General features: G+C 59.5%; 20 protein-coding genes and 1 riboswitch. Of the genes, 7 read left to right on the top strand and 13 right to left on the bottom strand.

Translation table 11 applies throughout. The features are described from left to right. Positions 1–82: 82 nt before the first annotated feature. From metK to miaB, 8 genes are all read right to left on the bottom strand, one after another. Positions 83–1,264: a methionine adenosyltransferase gene (gene metK / locus J7382_RS10575; RefSeq protein WP_209068997.1), complete on the bottom strand. Its 1,182-nt coding sequence runs from the start codon at positions 1,262–1,264 to the stop codon at positions 83–85. 4 nt (positions 1,265–1,268) lie between these two features. Further along, positions 1,269–1,317, bottom strand: a riboswitch (SAM-SAH riboswitch). A gap of 24 nt (positions 1,318–1,341) precedes the next feature. Beyond that, positions 1,342–2,805: an apolipoprotein N-acyltransferase gene (gene lnt / locus J7382_RS10580; protein ID WP_247744949.1), complete on the bottom strand. Its 1,464-nt coding sequence runs from the start codon at positions 2,803–2,805 to the stop codon at positions 1,342–1,344. Between the two features lie 46 nt (positions 2,806–2,851). Beyond that, positions 2,852–3,748 carry a hemolysin family protein gene (locus J7382_RS10585; protein ID WP_209068999.1) on the bottom strand — a complete coding sequence of 299 codons (897 nt, stop codon included), beginning with the start codon at positions 3,746–3,748 and terminating at the stop codon, positions 2,852–2,854. A 27-nt stretch (positions 3,749–3,775) separates the two neighbouring features. Next, a complete protein-coding gene (gene ybeY, locus J7382_RS10590) occupies positions 3,776–4,291 on the bottom strand; it encodes an rRNA maturation RNase YbeY (RefSeq protein ID WP_209069000.1) in 516 nt (171 codons plus the stop codon). Positions 4,292–4,358: 67 nt separating this feature from the next. Continuing rightward, complete coding sequence (locus J7382_RS10595) at positions 4,359–5,399, bottom strand: PhoH family protein (RefSeq protein ID WP_209069001.1); 1,041 nt, start codon at positions 5,397–5,399, stop codon at positions 4,359–4,361. 219 nt (positions 5,400–5,618) lie between these two features. Then, a complete protein-coding gene (locus tag J7382_RS10600; RefSeq protein WP_209069002.1) occupies positions 5,619–5,918 on the bottom strand; it encodes a hypothetical protein in 300 nt (99 codons plus the stop codon). Between the two features lie 13 nt (positions 5,919–5,931). Further along, entirely contained in the window at positions 5,932–6,417 is a 486-nt protein-coding gene (locus J7382_RS10605) for an OmpA family protein (protein WP_209069155.1), read from the bottom strand. A 326-nt stretch (positions 6,418–6,743) separates the two neighbouring features. Beyond that, on the bottom strand, positions 6,744–8,087 hold the full coding sequence (gene miaB / locus J7382_RS10610) for a tRNA (N6-isopentenyl adenosine(37)-C2)-methylthiotransferase MiaB (protein WP_209069003.1): 1,344 nt from the start codon (positions 8,085–8,087) through the stop codon (positions 6,744–6,746). Positions 8,088–8,207: 120 nt separating this feature from the next. On the opposite strand from miaB, the gene J7382_RS10615 reads away from it, so the two are divergent. After that, positions 8,208–9,077: a hypothetical protein gene (locus tag J7382_RS10615; RefSeq protein ID WP_209069156.1), complete on the top strand. Its 870-nt coding sequence runs from the start codon at positions 8,208–8,210 to the stop codon at positions 9,075–9,077. A gap of 130 nt (positions 9,078–9,207) precedes the next feature. On the opposite strand, the gene J7382_RS10620 is transcribed toward J7382_RS10615, so the two are convergent. Beyond that, complete coding sequence (locus tag J7382_RS10620) at positions 9,208–10,191, bottom strand: NADPH:quinone reductase (protein ID WP_209069004.1); 984 nt, start codon at positions 10,189–10,191, stop codon at positions 9,208–9,210. A gap of 139 nt (positions 10,192–10,330) precedes the next feature. Then, positions 10,331–10,747, bottom strand: a complete 417-nt coding sequence (gene irrA / locus J7382_RS10625) for an iron response transcriptional regulator IrrA (protein ID WP_058241238.1) — start codon at positions 10,745–10,747, stop codon at positions 10,331–10,333. 175 nt (positions 10,748–10,922) lie between these two features. Here irrA and fabA point away from each other — a divergent pair, with 175 nt between their 5' ends. Beyond that, positions 10,923–11,432 carry a bifunctional 3-hydroxydecanoyl-ACP dehydratase/trans-2-decenoyl-ACP isomerase gene (gene fabA, locus J7382_RS10630; protein ID WP_209069005.1) on the top strand — a complete coding sequence of 170 codons (510 nt, stop codon included), beginning with the start codon at positions 10,923–10,925 and terminating at the stop codon, positions 11,430–11,432. 95 nt (positions 11,433–11,527) lie between these two features. On the opposite strand, the gene J7382_RS20135 is transcribed toward fabA, so the two are convergent. Beyond that, positions 11,528–11,962, bottom strand: coding sequence for a thermonuclease family protein (locus J7382_RS20135; RefSeq protein WP_348540023.1), 435 nt, complete (start codon positions 11,960–11,962; stop codon positions 11,528–11,530). 397 nt (positions 11,963–12,359) lie between these two features. Here J7382_RS20135 and fabB point away from each other — a divergent pair, with 397 nt between their 5' ends. Then, entirely contained in the window at positions 12,360–13,589 is a 1,230-nt protein-coding gene (fabB, locus tag J7382_RS10640; protein ID WP_209069007.1) for a beta-ketoacyl-ACP synthase I, read from the top strand. Between the two features lie 107 nt (positions 13,590–13,696). Here fabB and J7382_RS10645 read toward each other — a convergent pair whose 3' ends face one another. Together J7382_RS10645 and J7382_RS10650 are read right to left on the bottom strand one after the other, a co-directional pair. Next, positions 13,697–14,752, bottom strand: coding sequence for a nitronate monooxygenase (locus J7382_RS10645; protein WP_209069008.1), 1,056 nt, complete (start codon positions 14,750–14,752; stop codon positions 13,697–13,699). Between the two features lie 95 nt (positions 14,753–14,847). Beyond that, positions 14,848–15,276 (bottom strand): peptidylprolyl isomerase, encoded by a 429-nt coding sequence (locus J7382_RS10650; RefSeq protein WP_058241264.1) that lies wholly within the window; start codon positions 15,274–15,276, stop codon positions 14,848–14,850. Positions 15,277–15,417: 141 nt separating this feature from the next. Here J7382_RS10650 and J7382_RS10655 point away from each other — a divergent pair, with 141 nt between their 5' ends. The 4 genes from J7382_RS10655 (at position 15,418) to J7382_RS10670 (ending at position 19,274) form a co-directional block, all read left to right on the top strand. Further along, the gene (locus J7382_RS10655) at positions 15,418–16,104 is read left to right on the top strand and encodes a haloacid dehalogenase type II (RefSeq protein WP_209069009.1); all 687 of its coding nucleotides are present in this window, start codon (positions 15,418–15,420) and stop codon (positions 16,102–16,104) included. After that, entirely contained in the window at positions 16,104–16,946 is an 843-nt protein-coding gene (locus J7382_RS10660; RefSeq protein WP_209069010.1) for an alpha/beta hydrolase, read from the top strand. Before J7382_RS10655 ends, J7382_RS10660 begins: the two co-directional genes overlap by 1 nt. After that, positions 16,943–17,917 carry a threonine/serine dehydratase gene (locus J7382_RS10665; protein ID WP_209069011.1) on the top strand — a complete coding sequence of 325 codons (975 nt, stop codon included), beginning with the start codon at positions 16,943–16,945 and terminating at the stop codon, positions 17,915–17,917. Before J7382_RS10660 ends, J7382_RS10665 begins: the two co-directional genes overlap by 4 nt. 166 nt (positions 17,918–18,083) lie before the next feature. Then, positions 18,084–19,274 (top strand): endonuclease/exonuclease/phosphatase family protein, encoded by a 1,191-nt coding sequence (locus J7382_RS10670; RefSeq protein ID WP_209069012.1) that lies wholly within the window; start codon positions 18,084–18,086, stop codon positions 19,272–19,274.

A 19,274-nucleotide genomic window follows, 5' to 3' on the forward strand; every position in this document is an offset into this window, starting at 1 on the left:
GTAAATGACTGCCAAGCGCACGCCAAAAAGAAAGCCTGCCAGATCGCTCCGGCAGGCTAAAGTTGTACAGCTTTGTCAAAAATCAGATGGCTTTTTTCAGATCCTCAACCAGATCCGTGCGCTCCCAGCTGAAGCCACCGTCCGCATCCGGCGTGCGGCCAAAGTGGCCATAGGCGGCGGTGCGCTGATAGATCGGCTTGTTGAGCTGCAGCTTTTCGCGAATGCCGCGCGGGGTCAGGCTCATCACATTGCGGATCGCTTTTTCAATCTCCGCTGGGGCCACATCTCCTGTGCCATGCGTGTCGGCATAGATCGACAGAGGCTCAGACACGCCAATCGCATAGGACAGCTGAATGGTGCAACGCTCAGCCATGCCCGCGGCCACCACGTTTTTGGCCAGATAGCGCGCGGCATAGGCGGCGGAACGGTCCACTTTGGTTGGATCTTTGCCGGAGAAGGCACCGCCACCATGCGGTGCTGCGCCGCCGTAAGTGTCCACGATGATCTTGCGGCCGGTCAGACCTGCGTCCCCATCTGGGCCACCGATCACAAATTTGCCGGTTGGGTTCACGTGCCACGCGGTGGCATCGGTGATCCAGCCCTCCGGCAGCGTTTCACGAATGTAAGGCTCCACAACCGCGCGCACATCCGCGCTGCTCATGGTCTCATCAAGGTGCTGTGTGGAGAGCACAATGGAGCTCACCCCCACAGGCTTGCCGCCGTCATACACCACCGACAGCTGCGATTTCGCATCTGGGCCCAGTGTGGGCTCTTGGCCGGATTTGCGCACCTCAGCCAGACGACGCAGAATCGCATGGGAATACTGGATCGGGGCCGGCATCAACGCCTCGGTCTCTGTTGTGGCATAGCCAAACATGATGCCCTGATCGCCCGCGCCTTCGTCTTTGTCCGCAGCCGCATCTACACCCTGCGCGATATGCGCGGATTGCTCGTGCAGCAGATTGGTGATTTCCACGGTCTCGTGGTGGAATTTGTCCTGCTCATAGCCAATGTCTTTGATACAGGCGCGTGCGATCTCGTCGATCTTGCCCATATAGTCATGCAGCTTGTCCTGATCCGACAGACCAACCTCGCCGCCAATCACCACACGGTTGGTGGTGGCAAAGGTCTCTGCCGCAACGCGGGCCTCTGGCTCTTCTGCCAAAAAGGCATCAAGTACGGCGTCCGAGATACGGTCACAGACCTTGTCTGGGTGGCCTTCCGAAACGCTTTCGGAAGTAAACGTGTAGTTCTGTCGTGTCATGAAGTGCTCCGATAGAAGTAAATCGCCACGTCAGGAAGCCGTTGTGACGACAAGATCCATTCTGCCTTACGCAACCGTCAGTCCGGGGTCAATGCGTTTCGCCGACGCCGACGCCACGCCACGGTCAAAAGCAGCCCAATAAGCCCCAGCGCGAGGGGCAGATCACCGGTTTGTGAATAAAACGTGGGGGCCCCGGCCTGTGGCAGGGTCACATCCAGCGCGCCTTCCGTGTTCAGCGCGAGGGATGCCAGCACCCTGCCCTGTGGGTCGATGACCGCGCTCACCCCCGTATTGGCGGCGCGCAGCACCGGCAGACCATTCTCAACCGCCCGCATGCGCGCCTGCGCCAGATGCTGAAACGGACCAGAGAAATTGCCAAACCACGCATCATTGGTGAGATGCAGCAGGAAATCTGGCCGCTCCGGCGCACCGGTCACATCCTGTGGGAACACCGCCTCATAACAGATCAGCAGCAGGGCCTTCCCCAGATCCCCCAGATCCATCAGCGCAGGCCCAGGGCCGGGAGAAAACCCTTCGCCATATTGGCTGGCCATGCCGGTGATGCCGATCTGGCTCAGCAGATCCCCCAATGGGATATATTCCCCAAAAGGCACCAGATGATGTTTGTCGTAACGCGCGCGCACCTGCCCTGTGCCGTCCAGTAAGATTGCAGCGTTGTAAATTCGCGTGCCCTCAAACCGATTGATGCCCAGAACCACCGGCGTGCCTTTTGCCGCGCGCGCAATGATCTGCAGCGTTTCTTCGGCATAGTTGAGCAAAACCGGCACAGCCGTCTCCGGCCAGACGATCAGATCGGGCCGCACCGCGCCCTCAGAGGTGTAGCGCACCATCCGTTCAAAAAAGAGGCCCGAGTAGGCCGGATCCCATTTCTGATGCTGTGGCGCATTGGGTTGAATGAGCCGCACCACCGGGCGCGGCTCAGACACCGCAGGCGCGTCGGCCTTAGGCAACGGCCAGCCCAGTGCAAAGACCAAAGCCGCTGCGGCCCCGGCCAGCGGCCACCCACGTTTACGCTTAAACCCTGCCGCCAAGGCCACAGCCACCAGGAAAAACGCAAGGTTCATCCCATGAGGGCCAACAAAGCTCGCGCCCTGCCCCGCCAGACGGTCAAGCAACACATAAGAGGGCATCGCCCAGGGAAAACCCGTCAGCACATAGGCGCGCAGAATTTCCGCACCCGTCAGGGTCAGCGCCACCGCACGGCCACGCGGGCCAAGCCATCGCGCCAGAGCAAAACCCGCGCCCCAGAACAGGCTCAACCCAACAGATATGAACACAATGGCAAAAGGGGCCATCCAGCCATGGCGCAGCGGATCCACAAAAAATGGCTCCACAATCCAATGCAGGGACATGGCAAAATATCCGCTGCCAAAGGCCATCCCAAGCGCGAGTGCCCTGCGCCACTGCGGCGTCTGCGCCAACAGAACAAAAACCGCCGCAAAACTCAGCAGGCTGACAAACCAAAGGTCAAAAGGCGGATGCCCCAGACCCGCCAGAAAACCGAGAGGAAAGGCCCGCATGAGCAGCGTCCACGGCACGGCCCACCGCCTGCGCGGTGCCGCGCTCTCAGCCATCCTGCGTCACGGCGGCACCACTTGGCACAAACACACGCAGCCGTTTGATCCGGCGCGGATCCGCGTCCACAACCTCAAACTCCACCCCATCCGGGCTTTCGACCACTTCGCCCCGTGCAGGCACATGGCCTGACAGCATAAAGACCAGCCCTCCCAACGTGTCGATCTCCTCGCGATCCACCTCTTCGTGGTGGCTCAGCGACTGGCCAATGGCCGCCTCAAAATCTTCCAACGGGGTTTTGGCTAATGCCAGATAACAGCCCGGCTTTTCCTCCACGAAAAGATCGGCCTCTTCGGCATCATGTTCATCTTCGATGTCGCCGATCACCTGTTCAATCAGATCCTCAATGGTCACCAGACCATCCACACCGCCATATTCATCAATCACCAGCGCCATATGACGCCGCTCGGTCTGCATCTTGGTCAAAAGCACACCAATGGTCATGCTGGGCGGCACAAACAGCAACGGGCGCAACACACGAGTCACGTCAAAATCGCCATTCCCCGTGCCGTTGAACCCATGGCGCAGCGCAAAATCCTTCAGGTGAACAAAGCCCACCGGCGTATCTAGCGTGTTCTCATAGACCGGCAGGCGGGTCAGCCCGCTTTCACGGAACACCTGCACTAGCTCTGTCTTGGTGATGGTATGGGCCACGGAAACGATATCCGCCTTTGGCACGGCCACATCTTCCACCCGCATGCGTCGCAGATTGACCATGCCATGGGCCTGCGGTGCGGGCGCGGAAGGCGCCACCGTGCGCGGAGCCCCTTCTGTTTCGGTCTCCGCCTTGCCAAAGAGGCGGCCAAGCCACCCGTTTGACGATGAATTCTGGCCTGTCGGCTGCGCGCGAAGCGCTGCGTTAGAAGACCCGTCCGTACTGTCGCCCATTGGTCCTTTCCAAGGTATCTGCAAGGATTACCCCTGCGAATCCAGTCCATATGGGTCCGCCAGACCCAGTTTGCCAAGTATCTCCACCTCAATCCCTTCCATCAAAGTGGCATCTTTGTCACGAATGTGATCGTAGCCCAGAAGATGTAACACCCCGTGAATCATCAAATGAGTCACGTGATCCGTCATCGGCTTACCGGCCTCATGGGCTTCCCGCGCGCAGGTGTCATAGGAAATCGCAATATCGCCCAGCTCTTCTGGCATGCCCGGAAAACTCGGCTCTGGCCGCTCTGGCGTGTCGCCATCTGCTTCTGCGCCCCGTTCCTCACTGGGCCAGCTCAGCACATTGGTGGCCTTGTCCTTGTCGCGAAAATCCGCATTGAGCGCAGCAATACGCGCGTCATCACAGGCCAGCACGGCGATCTCAAAATCCAAAGCCGCAATAGACAGATGCGCCAGCGTGGCCTGCGCCGCCGCCTCAGCCAGGTCTTCAAAACCCACTGCCAGCCAGCGGTCGTCTTCGATCAGTGTATCGGTCAGCATTGCCCCTGCACCGCGTGGGGGCTGACGGCCCCCACACCCCCGTGGATATTTTTGTTCAAATGAAGGGTCAGGACTTTGGTTCCTTGTCCTTCAGCGCCCGCATGGCATCGGCGTCATAGGCTTTGATGATGGCCGCCACCAGCGGATGGCGCACCACGTCATCTGCGGTGAAGTAGTTGAAGCTGATGTTCTTGATGCCTTTGAGCAGCCGCTCGGCATCTTTCAGGCCGGAGGGCACGCCGCGTGGCAGGTCAATCTGGCTGCGATCGCCGGTGATCACCATGCGCGAGCCCTCGCCCAGACGGGTCAGGAACATCTTCATCTGCATGGTGGTGGCATTCTGCGCCTCATCCAGCACCACAAAGGCATTGGACAGGGTGCGCCCCCGCATGAAGGCCAGCGGGGCGATCTCGATCTTCTTTTCCTCAATCAGCTTGCCCAGCTGTTTGGCGGGCAGAAAATCATTCAGCGCATCATAGAGCGGCTGCATGTAGGGATCGACTTTGTCTTTCATATCGCCGGGCAGATAGCCAAGCTTTTCGCCCGCCTCCACCGCCGGGCGTGACAGGATGATCCGGTCCACCTGCCCCGAGATAAACATGCTCACGCCCACAGCCACCGCGAGATAGGTCTTGCCGGTGCCCGCAGGGCCAATGCCAAAGGCCAGCTCATTGTTGAACAGCGACAGCACATAGGCTTTCTGCGCATCGGTGCGTGGCTCAATCAGCTTCTTGCGAGTCTTGATTTCAACCGGGCCACCTTTGAACATCTCCATCTGATCGCCATCACGCACGCCGGTATCCTCTTCCGATCCCCCCATACGCACTTCGCGATCAATATCTCCGGCTTCCACGGATTTGCCACTTTCCAGACGGGTGTAAAGGGATGTGAGAATCTCCAGCGCTTCAGCCTGCAGGGCCTCTTCGCCATGAATGTCGAGCTGGTTGCCCCGGCGCAGGATCTGTACCCCGACCTTCTGTTCGATATCTGCAAGATTGCGGTCATATTCACCACACAGCTCAATCAACAAACGATTGTCAGGGAACTCAACCGAGGTAGGTTTCGGTGCAGTGGTGGCGGGCGGTGCGGTGGTCGTGCCGTTGGGCAATCACGTCTCCTGTGGCGAAGGGTCTGCCCCAATGGTGCCAAGTTGCGCGCAGAGGTGCAAGCACAGCTGGGTGAAATTTCCATGACGGCGTGAGATTTTGCCTCAAATGTCCGCAGCAACACCTTTCTACGGCCCCGCGGATATGCCCCAAAAGCAAAAAGCCGCCCAGCCTGTGCCGGGCGACTCTCCGAGAATTTATGCCGCTCTGATGCGCTGCGATCAGATTGGATCGCCGAAGCTGGAGCCCTCTTTGAAGGGGCCAGTCGCCACGCCGGGAGGGGCGGCACCGGAACACACCGGCTTGCCGTAAGGGTCCAGACGCTGAGACAGATAGCCTTCCACCCCATCGTCGATGATCCAGTGGTCACAGCCGTTGGGATCCACCCAGATGCCCGCCGTCAGATTGCTGAGGTGGCCATTGTCGGTGGCATTGTCGACGGTCTTGTCGACCTTATTGGTCACACAGCCAGAAACAGCTGTGGCAAGAACAAGAAGCAGAGCGCCTTTGATCGGTTTCATGAGGAGGCTCTCCTTAACGCAGACAGATGATTTCGACGCGACGGTTTTCCGCCATGCCAGCGGATGTGCCGTTGGAGGCGCGTGGCTGACGCTCGCCATAGCCGCGCACATCCACAACCCGCGCGCCGGTGCCACGGGCCACTTTGGCCACCGCATTGGCGCGGTTATAGCTCAGACGCATGTTGTATTCATCACTGGCCCGGCTGTCTGTGTGCCCGGCAATGATGAAAGCGGAGGCCGTAGAGTTGGAAAAGAACTCTGCCAGACGCTGCCGATTGGCACTGTTGATGGCGTATTTGTCCGTGGCAAAGAACTGATCGGAGTTCATCACCCCGCAGACGTTGCCACGACGACAGACCGGGATGCCCTGACGGTTCACATGCGGAGTCATGTAACCTTCAACCCCATCATCCATCACCCAATGCTCACAGCCATCCGGATCAACCCAGACAGTGGGCACATAGCGTTGCCCCAAAACGGTGCGTTGGTTTTGCGCCATTGCGGGCTCAGCGATGGAGAGAAGCGCAACACAGGCAGCTGCCACGCCCCCAAGCGCGGCCCGCGCTTTGTTTTTCGAATTCTTCGCCACAGCGACTACCTCTTCCTATCCCCCGAAAGCCGGTTTGACGAAACGCGTTCTAAATCAAGGCTTTCACTATTTGATCAAGATGACCCGAAAAGACATGCATGTGAAGAAGAAATCCTTAATTCCTTGGCCCAATGTCACAAATATGGCCAAAATATGACGACGGCGCCGCTTCACTGAAGAGACGCCGTAATCAATTGCAAACTAGTCTGCGGATTGTTTCTCCGCCAGAGCCAATATCAGATCAGCACACCGCCAAGCGAGTTGGCCGCGCTTTCCACGATTCTGACGCGCTTGATGTCGCCGATTTTTCCGGCAGGATCGGCCACATAGACCGCATGCAAATAGTCAGATTTGCCAACCATTTGCCCCTCAAGACGACCGGGCTTTTCATAGAGCACATTCACCTCTTTGCCGACCATGCTGTCCTGAATGTCTTTCTGCTGCTGCCCCAGCAGGGCCTGCAGCCGCTGCAACCGGTCATTGGCTTCCGCCGGATCCACCAAAGGCCGCTCCGCCGCCGGGGTGCCAGGACGGATCGAGTACTTAAAGCTATAGGCCTGCCCGTAGCGAACCTCTTTGATCAGATCCATCGTATCCTGAAAATCTTCCTCGGTTTCCTCAGGGAAGCCAACGATAAAATCACCGGATAAAAGCAGATCCGGCCGCGCGGCGCGGATGCGTTCGATCAGCTTGATATAACTGTCGCGGTCATGGCTGCGGTTCATGCGTTTCAGGATCTTGTTGGAGCCAGACTGTACTGGCAGATGCAGATAAGGCATCAGCTTGTCACAGGTGCCATGTGCCTCAATCAGATCATCCATCATGTCATTGGGATGGGAGGTGGTGAAGCGGATGCGCTCCAGACCGTCGATTTTATCGAGCTCCCAGATCAGCCCCGCCAAAGTCATGTCACCGCCACCATGCACACCATGGTAGGCATTTACATTCTGGCCCAACAGGGTGATTTCGCGCACGCCGCGTTCCACCAGATCACGCGCCTCAGTCAGAACCCGGTCTACCGGGCGGCTCACTTCGGCCCCACGGGTATACGGCACCACGCAGAAGGCACAGAATTTATCGCACCCCTCCTGCACCGTTAAAAACGCGGTGGGCGCGCGTTTGGCCTTAGGGCGACGCTTGAGCTTTTCAAATTTGTCTTCTTCGGGGAAGTCGGTGTCCAGCGCCTTCACGCCTTCCTGTGTCTTGGCTTCCATCTCCGGCAGGCGGTGATAGGCCTGTGGCCCCACAACCAGATCCACCATCGGCTGACGGCGCATGATCTCTTCGCCTTCGGCCTGCGCGACACAGCCCGCCACACCAATTTTCAGATCGGGCTTTTCGGCCTTCAAGCCCTTGAAACGTCCCAGTTCGGAATAGACTTTTTCAGCAGCTTTTTCCCGAATGTGGCAGGTGTTGAGCAGGATCATATCCGCATCATCCGGCGAGTCGGTGGTCTCATAGCCCGCCCCACCCATGGCCTCTGCCATGCGCTCGCTGTCATAGACATTCATCTGGCAACCGTAGGTCTTGATGAAGAGCTTCTTTTTCTCAGTGGTCGTGGTGGTCGTGTTTTCTGCCATGAGACACATCCTGTCGCGGTTTCAAGGCGCGTCTCTACAGCAAAACTGGGGGTGCTTGCAATGCGATGGATTTTGACAGAGTTTGTGCGCGAAAACAAAAAAACGCATGTGGGGCAGCACGTGACATATGATTCATTGGAGCAGTTCCTGCGCGAAGGACAGTCTCATCTTCTCAAAGGACCTGTGGCACTGGTGTTTGTGGAAGATGATGTGGAAGTTGCCAGCACGCTGCACCACCATCTGACACTGGGCTTCACCTCTGTGATTGCCTTTATGCCGGGTGCCTTTGCCTTGCCCGCAGAGCTTGAGCAAAGCTGCGTCCGCGTCACCATGGAGACGCCACGTGGTGCGACCATGCTGGAGACAGTCAATGCGGTGAGCGCTGCGGCCCCGGGCATCTGGCTCTACTACTGCTTTAACGCGGAATACCTGTTCTTCCCGTTCTGTGAGACCCGCAGCATTGCCGAAATGCTGGCCTTTCACACCGAAGAACGCCGCGACGCCATGCTCACCTATGTGATTGATCTCTACGCAGAAGATCTTGCCAAGAACCCGAATGCGGTGACGCTGGATGCGCCTTTGCTGGATCGATCCGGCTACTATGCGCTGGCGCGCCCGGATCCGGACAACCACAATCACCCAAAGGAACGGCAACTGGATTTCTTTGGCGGGCTGCGCTGGCGCTTTGAGGAGCATGTTCCGGCTCATAAGCGCAAAATCGACCGGATCTCGATCTTTCGCAGCAAGCCCGACGTGATCCTCAACGAGGATTTCACCTTCAGCGACCCGGAATACAACACCTATGCCTGCCCCTGGCACAATAACCTGACGGCGGCGGTGGTCTCTTTCCGCACAGCCAAAGCGCTGAAATCAAACCCCGGCTCCACCTTCGAAATCACAGATTTCAGCTGGCACAACTCCGTGCCCTTTGAATGGCACTCCCGTCAGCTGCTGGACCTCGGCCTGATGGAGCCCGGGCAGTGGTTTTAATCAAGCGCCATAGCTAAAACGTCGTGTCGTTTCGGTGGCTCAAAGCTTTGCTTTGAGCCTGTCGGAGGCTACGCCCCCGCCGCCTGACGGCGAGCTCCCCAATGTCAGAAGACGGCTCAGGGACCTGCGGTTAAGGCGCGAGCAATACCGCGCCTTTACGGCCACCCGCCTCCACCAGTTCATGGGCAGCCGCCACCTCATTCAACGCAAACACATTGGGGGCTTCAAAGCTCAGCGCGCCTGCTGCAAAGGCCGCGTGCAGCCGCGCAATGGCCGCATCCCGTTCTGGTTTGGGCAGAATGTAAATCAATGTGATGTCCAGCTTCAGCGCCTTAAACAGCATTGGGCCAAAGGGCATTTCCGGCGCCATATCCTTGGCAGAGCCATAGGCCGCGATGGTGCCCAGAGGTGCCATGACCTCACAGAGCAGCGGCAGGTTCGGCCCCAGTTCCACCTCCACAGCCCGGTCCACTCCGCCCGGACGCACCGCCAGAATATCTTCGGCAAGCGTCGGGCTGGCGTAGTCAAACACATGCGTCGCGCCTGCCGCTTTGACCCGGGCCATATCGCGCGCGCCACAGGTGGCGATCACCTCTGCCCCGCCCCAGGCCGCGAGCTGCACCGCCAGATAGCCCACAGATCCACCGCCACCGGAGACCAGCACGGTCTGCCCCGCCACATCGCCATCGCCAAACACCGTCTGCGCCGCCGTCAGCCCAGGAATACCCAGCACGGCGCCGTCTTCAAGCGACACGCCCTCTGGCAACGCCACGGCCTGATCGGCGGGCAGCGCCACATATTCTGCACAGGTGCCAAAAGGGCGTTGCCATTGCCCGTTCCAGATCCAGACCCGCTCCCCCACGCGCGCAGCCTCCACACCATCGCCCACAGCCGTGATCACCCCCGCGCCATCGCTGTGGGGTACAATCAACTCAAACGGTGGTTTGGTCACGCCCGGGCGGCTGCCGCTGCGGGCCTTGGCATCAGAGGGGTTCACCCCGGAAAAGGCCACTTTGACCAAGACCTCACCCGCCGCAGGCACCGGCTGGGGCAAATCCTCAACCTGCAAAACCTCTGCTGCTGCGCCAAACGCACGCCATGTGACTGCTTTCATGATCTCGCTCTCCTATGGGTGTCGGCCCGGTCTCTTATCCCGGAAAATGCGCCGAAAATTTCCCTATGGGAAACACGCCACAGGGCAATGCGCAACCGCCATCACCGCACAGAGATCGTAACGTCACATAGGCCGCATATCAGGTGCGGCGCAGGCGGATCACCACATCAATCTTGGAAATTTCAGCCCCATCCGGGGCCTGAGGCAGACGGGTGATCTCCAGCTCCTCAGAAGGCGCATCGGTCAGAACACGGTCATCTTCCCAGAAGAAATGCGGATGATCACCGGTGTTGGTGTCAAAATAGCTCTTGGCCCCATCCACGGTGATTTCCTGCATCAGCCCCGCCTCACAAAAGGCACGCAGGGTGTTGTAGACCGTGGCAAGCGACACCCGCTCCCCAGAATCTTGCACAGACGCATAGAGACTTTCTGCGGTCACATGCCGGTCGTTGCCATCCCCCACAAGCAATGCGGCCAAAGCCACACGCTGTCGTGTCGGGCGCAACCCGCCTGTTGCGAGCCATTGGGTGCCAGTGCGAAGTGCCTCGGTGCTCATGCGTCATATTCCTGTCTGTCAGCTGTCTGTGTAGCCCATCTGCCCCTCCAGTTTCAATTGAAAATGAGTCGCAACTTGTGCCGTCACCATTCTCCGCCGCCACAGCCGCCTTGCGGGACAGGCTTTTCAGGTGCTAGAGGGGGCCTATCCACTCTAACGATAAGGGACCATCAAGATGGCCGACTACCCCACGAGCTTTGACAAGGACGATCTGCTGAAATGCGCCCGCGGAGAGCTCTTCGGCCCCGGCAATGCCCAGCTGCCGGCCCCGCCCATGCTGATGATGGACCGCATCACCGAGGTCTCCAGCGACGGCGGTGCCCATGGCAAAGGCCATATTCTGGCAGAATTCGACATAACGCCTGACCTGTGGTTCTTTGACTGCCACTTCCCAGGCAACCCGATCATGCCCGGCTGTTTGGGTCTGGATGGCCTGTGGCAGCTGACCGGCTTCAACCTCGGCTGGCGCGGCTGGCAGGGGCGCGGCTACGCGCTGGGTGTGGGCGAAGTGAAACTCAAAGGCATGGTGCGCCCCGACCGCAAGATGCTGACCTATAAAATCGACTTTACCAAGGCCATCCAAACCCGCCGCCTGACCATGGGCGTGGCCGACGGCATCGTCGAAGCGGATGGCGAAGTGATCTATGAGGTCAAAGACATGAAAGTCGCGCTCAGCGAGAGCTGAGCGTCTGCGAAATGTGAAGAAAAGAAAAAGGCCCCTCGGGGTCTTTTTTAGTTTTCACCAATGAAACACAGACAAGAACGCCTTTTGTCCGGCAATTAAGCCGTTGTATTCTTGCTCTTTATCTCATCGGACGCAGCCGTTGCGCTTTCACCCGTTCTGATTTTTCGCTTTTCATATTGTTCCCAGATATACATGCGCCCCTTTTGGCGTGCATCGGCCAACCAAAGCTTTTTGCGCACCCCTTGCACTTCCATACCCCGATAAATGCCCCCGGAGTATTTGGCCCAATCAATTGCCAATCCAAGCTTGACCATTTCTGCGGACAGATCACGACCGTCAGGCAGAAAACACTTCGCCACCAGCCGATCATGATCATCGGTATCGACAATCTCGGCCCTGATTTCTTGCCCTTTACACAATGACACTAAAGCCCACTTGGCCTTTTTGCCGAAAGGATGATTCATCTCAGGGGCATCTACCCCAAACAAACGGATTTGCTTGCGTTTGATCTTGATCGTGTCCCCATCCACCACATAGGCTCCACCTCGTATTACGTCCGAGGGGCAAACAGTCGGAGAGACAATCGCGTCACTACGACGAGGCTTGGGTTCGGTCGAACGCCGGTGCACACGCGCGACGGTAGTTGAAGCACTCCGCGATTTTAGTGAGCTGTTTTTACGGCGTTTTAGCTTTGAAAAGTATGATCTAGCTGCAACAAGCGCCCATACACATGCGATCAAAATCGAAATTAAAATAAATTCCATAATAACCTTTAAATTGCGTAACGAAATAAAAATAATCGCAAAGGCAGATTATCAATAGGAGGATGGTCACAAACCCCAGAAGTGCGCCCCTCCCCCCAACCCACCTTGCGTCTGCCTGCACAAATCCCGTACACAGAGGCCAACAAGATAAGGGAGAGCGCAGATGCGTCGCGTCGTCGTTACCGGACTGGGTATCGTATCCTCGATCGGCACCAATGCCGAAGAAGTCACAGCCTCGCTGAAAGCGGGCAAATCCGGGATCTCAGCCAGTTCTGAGATGAGCGAGCATGGCTTCCGCAGCCAGATCGCCGGTCATATCGACATCGACATCAAGGAACATGTCGACAAGCGCGCCCTGCGCTTTATGGGGGCGGGTGCGGCCTATGCCCATATCGCCATGAGCCAGGCCATTGCCGATGCGGGGCTGACCGAAGCGCAGATCGTGAATGAACGCACCGGGCTTGTTGCGGGCTCCGGCGGCCCCTCCACCTCCGCCATGCTGACCGCGCATCAGACGGTTGAGAAAACCGGTGCCACCAAGCGCATTGGGCCATTTGCGGTGCCAAAATGCATGAGCTCGACGATTTCGGCCAATCTCGCGACGGCGTTTAAAATCAAAGGCATCAACTATTCCATCACCTCGGCCTGCTCGACCTCGCTGCACTGTATCGGCAACGCTGCAGAGCAGATCATGATGGGCAAGCAGGATGTGATGTTCGCCGGTGGCGGCGAAGAGCTCGACTGGACGCTGTCGTGCCTGTTTGACGCCATGGGCGCGATGAGCAGCAAGTACAACGACACGCCGGAAAAAGCCTCCCGCGCCTTTGATGCGGATCGCGATGGCTTTGTGATCTCCGGCGGCGGCGGCATTGTGGTGCTCGAAGATCTGGAGCACGCGCTGGCCCGTGGGGCCAAGATCTATGCTGAGGTGACCGGCTTTGCCGCCACCTCAGATGGGCATGATATGGTGGCGCCTTCCGGGGAAGGTGGCGAGCGTGCCATGCGTCTGGCGGTGGCCACTCTGCCCGAAGACCGCAAGGTGAGCTACATCAACGCCCATGGCACCTCCACACCTGTGGGGGATGTGGGCGAAGTGGAAGCGGTACGCCGCGTCTTTGGCGAAGGCAGCACACCGCCGATTTCCTCCACCAAATCCATGACCGGCCACGCACAGGGCGCGGCGGGGGCCTTGGAGGCGATCTTCTGTCTGCTGATGCTGGACGGCGACTTCATCACGCCTTCGATCAATGTGGACACGCTCGATCCGGCGATCAACCCCGATGAAATCGCCACAACGCTGGTGGAAAACGCCGGTCTGGACACGGTGATGACCAACAGCTTTGGCTTTGGCGGCACCAACGGCTCCATGCTCTTGTCCAAATACAAAGGCTGATCCCAGTCTTTGCAGGACGGCTTTGATGGGGGCTTTGCCCCCGTCACAGCAGGCTGTGACTCCCCCAGGATATTTTTAGCCAAATGAAGCAGGCGCGTGCGGCCCGCTCAGCGCTGCGCCTGCATCAGCTCCTCGGCAATCTGCTGTAAAATCTCTGCAGCAGCACCTTGGCGCAGGCGGCGCAGCCCGCTGCCGGCCCAATGGGCGCCAAACCCGCTGTCCCCGGCCGCTTTGGCCGCCGCATTCAGCGCTTTTCCCGCATCATAGGTCACAGGGTAATCCGGCACCTGCTGGCTGAGGCCCTGCCCGAGGGTGACAAAGGCATTGGGCACTGCGCGTGCGGCACGCCCTGAGATGGCCTTTGTCAGCACTGGCGGCCCAAGATCCACATCCCGCAACGCCGCGCGATAGCCCGCATCGGCCGCAGATTCGGGGCAGTCCAGAAAGGCCGTGCCCAGCTGCGCCGCCACCGCCCCCGCGGCCAATGCACGCGCCACATCCCGCCCCTCCATCAGCCCACCTGCGGCAATCACCGGCAGGTCACAGGCCGCGGTAATCTGATGCACCAATGTCAGCACCGGCAGACAGGCGTCCTCCGCATCAGGATCAAAGACCCCGCGATGCCCACCAGCCTCAATGCCCTGTGCCACAATCGCATCCACGCCCGCAGCCACACAGGCCCGCGCCTCAGCCAGGCTGGTGGCACTGGCAAACACCAGATTGCCTGCGGCCTGCAGCGCGTTGATCCAACGCGGGTCTGGCAGGCCAAAATGCAGGCTCACCACACCGGGGGCCTCTTCGATCAGCATGTCACACATGTCCCGGTCCACCGCAAAGCTGCGGTAAATCTCATGCAGCGCCTCCGGCGGTTTGGCACCAAAGCGCGCAAACTGCGGTGCCAAGGCTGCAAGCCAGTCCGCCTCCACATCCGCATCCCGCATCGCGGGCGCATGGCAGAAGACATTAGCATTGATCACCCGATCCGTCAGCGCACGGGTGGCGCGCAGCATCTGGCGCGCACCGTCCACACCAGCGGCCCCAAGGCCCAGCGCCCCAAGCCCCCCCGCATTGCTCACAGCGGCGGCCATCTCCGGCGTGGACACCCCCGCCATCGGCGCCTGCAACAGCGGATATTTCAACCCCAGATGTGACAGCAGATCCATCGCAGCTCCTCCTTGCGGACCAAGCTAACGGGACTGACGCAAAAGAAAAGCCCGCCAAACTACGGGCGGGCTTTCAGAATACGGCGCGCGTGGGATCAGTTGATCGACACGAGCTCAATGGCGAAAGTCAGATCCTTGCCCGCCAGCATGTGGTTGGCATCCAGCTTGACGATCTCATCAGTGATCTCCACCACCGTCACTGGCACCACCTGCCCCGTCGGAGATTGCATCTGCAGCTGCAGACCTATTTCCAGCGGGATTTCCGCCGGAATCTGTTCGCGCGGCACATCCTGAATGGCTTCTTCATGACGCGGGCCATAGGCCTGATCGGCAGGGATTTCGGCCACTTTCTTGTCCCCCACGCTCATGCCGTCCACGGCATTGTCAAACCCCGGGATCACCTGACCGGACCCGAGGGTGAATTCCAGCGGGTCACGCCCCTCAGAGCTGTCAAAAACCGAACCATCGCTCAACGTGCCGGTATAGTGGATACGGACGGTATCGCCCGATTTTGCTGCGGTCATGAAATATCCCATCTGTCAGCATGGCCCGACCTCGCAGGCCGGCTTGAGCGCGCCACCCTATAGACCTTGGTGTGAATTGGCAAACAGGGGTTTCCCACCAAAAATAAACCTGCCAGTCTGCACAAAAAACGGGAGAAACGCATGGCCATCACCACCTGTATTTTCGACGCTTATGGAACCCTGTTTGATGTGGCCGCCGCCGCGCGTCAGGCCGCGTCAGAACCGGGGCGGGAGGCCTTTGGCCAGCATTGGCAGAAGGTTGCAAATGACTGGCGGCTCAAACAGCTGCAATATACTTGGCTGCGCGCCGTGGCGGATGCCCATACCGATTTCTGGGAGGTCACCCAAAACGGATTGGACTGGGCTTTGGAGGCCGCAGGACTGCACGGTGATGCAGAGCTGCGCGCACGTCTGCTGGCGCTTTATTGGGAGTTGGCCGCCTACCCCGAGGTGCCCGCCATGCTGGCACAACTCAAAGCCAGCGGTATGAACACCGCCATTCTGTCAAATGGCTCCCCCGATATGCTGAAGGGCGCGGTGGAAAGTGCCGGGGTGCAGGCTTTGCTCGATGATGTGCTCAGCGTGGAAGATGTCCAGATCTTCAAACCCGCTGCACAGGTCTATGATCTGGTGGGGCAGCGGTTCAACTGTGCCAAAAACGAGGTGCTCTTTGTGTCCTCCAATGGCTGGGATGCCGCATGTGCCACGGGCTATGGTTTCACCACCGCCTGGGTCAACCGCGCGGCTGAGCCAGTGGATCGCATGCCATGGACACCGACCCATATTCTTTCTGACCTCACAAGTATCCCTGATTTAGCGAGTGTATAATGCCCCATTTCACCACCTCCGATGGCCTGTCGATCTACTACGATGACACCGGCGGGCCGGGCCCCGCTGTGCTCTGCCTCTCGGGGCTGACCCGCAACGCCACGGATTTTGACTATGTAAGGCCGCATCTGAAAGACGCGCGCGTCATTCGCATGGACTATCGCGGACGCGGCCAATCCGACTGGGCCGATCACAGCACCTACACGCTCCCCCGCGAGGCGCAGGACGCGCTGGAACTGATGGATCACCTTGGGCTCGCAAAAACCGCCATTCTGGGCACCTCTCGCGGTGGTCTGATCGCCCTGACACTGGCAGACATCGCGCCTGAGCGGCTCACGGGGGTTTGTTTTAACGATATTGGCCCGGTGATAGAAACCGCTGGCCTCGAAGTGATCCTCGTTTTCATCGGGCGGAAACCGTTTTGGAAAACCCGTGCCGAGGCCGCCGAGGCGCTGGCCAGCCGCCTGCCGGGGTTTGCCAATGTGCCCGCCAGCCGCTGGGCCGAAGAAGCCGCGCATCACTTTGTGCCCACAGACACCGGCCTTGATATCAACTACGATCCCAAACTGCGCAATGCGGTTTTGGCAGAGTTTGATCCGCGCGCGCCAGCTTCTGATATGTGGCCACAGTTTGATAAACTGGCCGACTGCCCTCTGGCCGTGCTGCGCGGTATCAACAGCGACATCCTCAGCCGAGACACCTTTGAACAAATGCAGGCCCGCGCGCCGATGTTTGCCGCAGAGGTGGCGGACCGCGCCCATGTACCTTTTCTCGATGAGCCCGAATCTCTGGCGGTCCTGTCGGATTGGATCGCCGCCCTCCCACCGCAGGACCCCTCATGAATATTGATATGATCCGCGCCGCCGCGCACCGCCTTGAGGACCACGCACGGCGCACGCCGCTTCTCACCTCTCCCTTTCTGGATGAGATCGCAGGCCGCCGCCTGCTCGTGAAACCAGAATGTCTGCAACACACAGGCTCTTTTAAGTTCCGGGGCGGCTGGGCAGCGGTCTCCGTATTGGACGCAGCCACCCGCGCGCGCGGCGTCCTCGCCTATTCCTCCGGAAATCACGCGCAGGGCGTTGCACTGGCGGCGGCACAACATGGCGCCCCTGCGGTGATTGTGATGCCCCAAGACGCCCCACAGCTTAAAATCGACAACACCCGCGCGCTGGGAGCGGAGGTCGTGCTCTATGATCGCGCCGGTGGCGAAAACCGCGAAGAGGTGGGCGGCACCCTTGCCCAAGAGCGCGGCCTCACCCTGATCCGCCCCTATGATGAGCCCGAAGTGATCGCCGGTCAGGGCACCGTGGGGCTGGAAATTGCCGCACAGGCCGCTGAGATGGGCGTGACCTCTGGGGATGTGCTGGTCTGTTGCGGTGGCGGTGGGCTGACCTCCGGCATCGCGCTGGCGCTGGAGGCCGAAGCCCCGCAGATGCGCGTGCGCACTGCTGAACCGGAAGCATTTGACGATGTGGCGCGATCGCTAGCGTCAGGCACGATAGAGACCAACGCCCGCACCTCCGGCAGCCTCTGTGATGCGATCATCACCCCCGCTCCGGGCGAGATCACCTTCCCAATCATGTCACGCCTCTGCGGCCCCGGCCTTGTGGTCACCGAGGATGAGGCCCTGCACGCCATGGCATTGGCTTTCAAACGTTTGAAAATTGTGGTCGAACCGGGCGGCGCAGTTGCCTTGGCCGCCGCGCTGTTTCATGGCGATCAAATCGAAGGCGACACCGTGGTGGCCGTCTGTACGGGGGGCAATGTGGACGCCGATGTCTTTGCCGATGCCCTGCGCCGCCATGCCTGACGCTCGGGGCGCATCCGACACCGAGGGCGGCGTCCCAAACCGCGCGCCCTCTCAAAGCAAGCAACGCCCCAGCTTGTTGCACCGTAACCAAATCGCACCCGCTCTGGGGCCGGGATCGGGTGCGGTCCGAGACATTTCGCGCCTCGGTAAGTCGTGAGCAGATCTAATGACCCATTTCACCATCGCCTCCTTCAACGTCAAAAACCTCATCGGCCCGGATCAGGAATATTACAAATTCCAATCCTACACGCCCGAGGAATACGCCTGGAAAGAAGACTGGACCGCCGCGCAGCTGTTTTCCATGGACGCCGACATTGTGGGCTTTCAGGAAATCTTTGAGGAAAGCGCCCTGCGCGATGTGGTGGCAGAGGCAGATCGCATCGGCACAGCCTCCAATGAGGCCGTGCTCCCGGACAAAACCAAGCGCTATTACCGCAAAGCGATTTTTCGCAAACTGGGCTACACACCTTATGGCGAGGATGGCCTCTTTGTGGCCGCAAACATCAACGACACCGATACACCCGGCCACCGCCGCCCCGGCGTCGCCATCCTCTCACGTTTTGGCTTTGCTGAGCCGCCTGAGGTCATTCAGGAGCTGTCAGAACCGGTGGAAATTCCCTTTCAAGGGCTCGATGGCGATGACAGCGGTTCCTTTGTGCTGCGCCGCACCTCCCGCCCCATTCTGAAAGCCCGCATTCCCGTGGGCGATCAGGTCATCACCGTCTTCAACTGCCATCTCAAATCCAAGCTCGGTGAGTTCCCCCGCAACGCAGAGGGCATCGCCACAGAGGCCGACCTGACGCGCTATGATCCCATGGGCCGCGCGATGGGGGCGATCCGCGCCTCTCTGCGCCGCATGGCCGAAGCCTGGGTGCTGCGCCGCGCCATCGTCGCAGAACTGAACGCAGGCCGCCCGGTCATGGTGCTTGGCGATTTCAACGACGGCGAACATGCAGTCAGCAGCGAAATCATCTCCGGCGAAGTGCCCTTCCGCAACTACAGCTGGATGCTGCGCCATGACGCCAAACATGCCAACGACCGCTACAACCGCGACGAAAACGCGGCGATCCAAGAGGCGGTTGGCGCGGTCAAACTGACCTCTGCCGAGGCGCTCTTCACACGCAAATCCCTACGCGACATGGTCTACACCACCGCCTTTGGTGGGGTTTACGAAAGCATCGACCAGATCTATCTGTCCCGTCACTTCCATCCCGACAACGCCAACCGGCTGGGGGAGATGGAATACTTCAGCGTGTTCAACGACCATCTCACCGATGGCAGCCACGCCGAGGCACCCTATAACAAACTGGCCTCTGACCACGGACAAATCATGGCCCATATGCGCCTGAAGGACTGA

Origin of the sequence: Shimia sp. R11_0 (genome assembly GCF_017744035.1) — a bacterium.
Lineage (GTDB): Bacteria > Pseudomonadota > Alphaproteobacteria > Rhodobacterales > Rhodobacteraceae > Shimia > Shimia marina.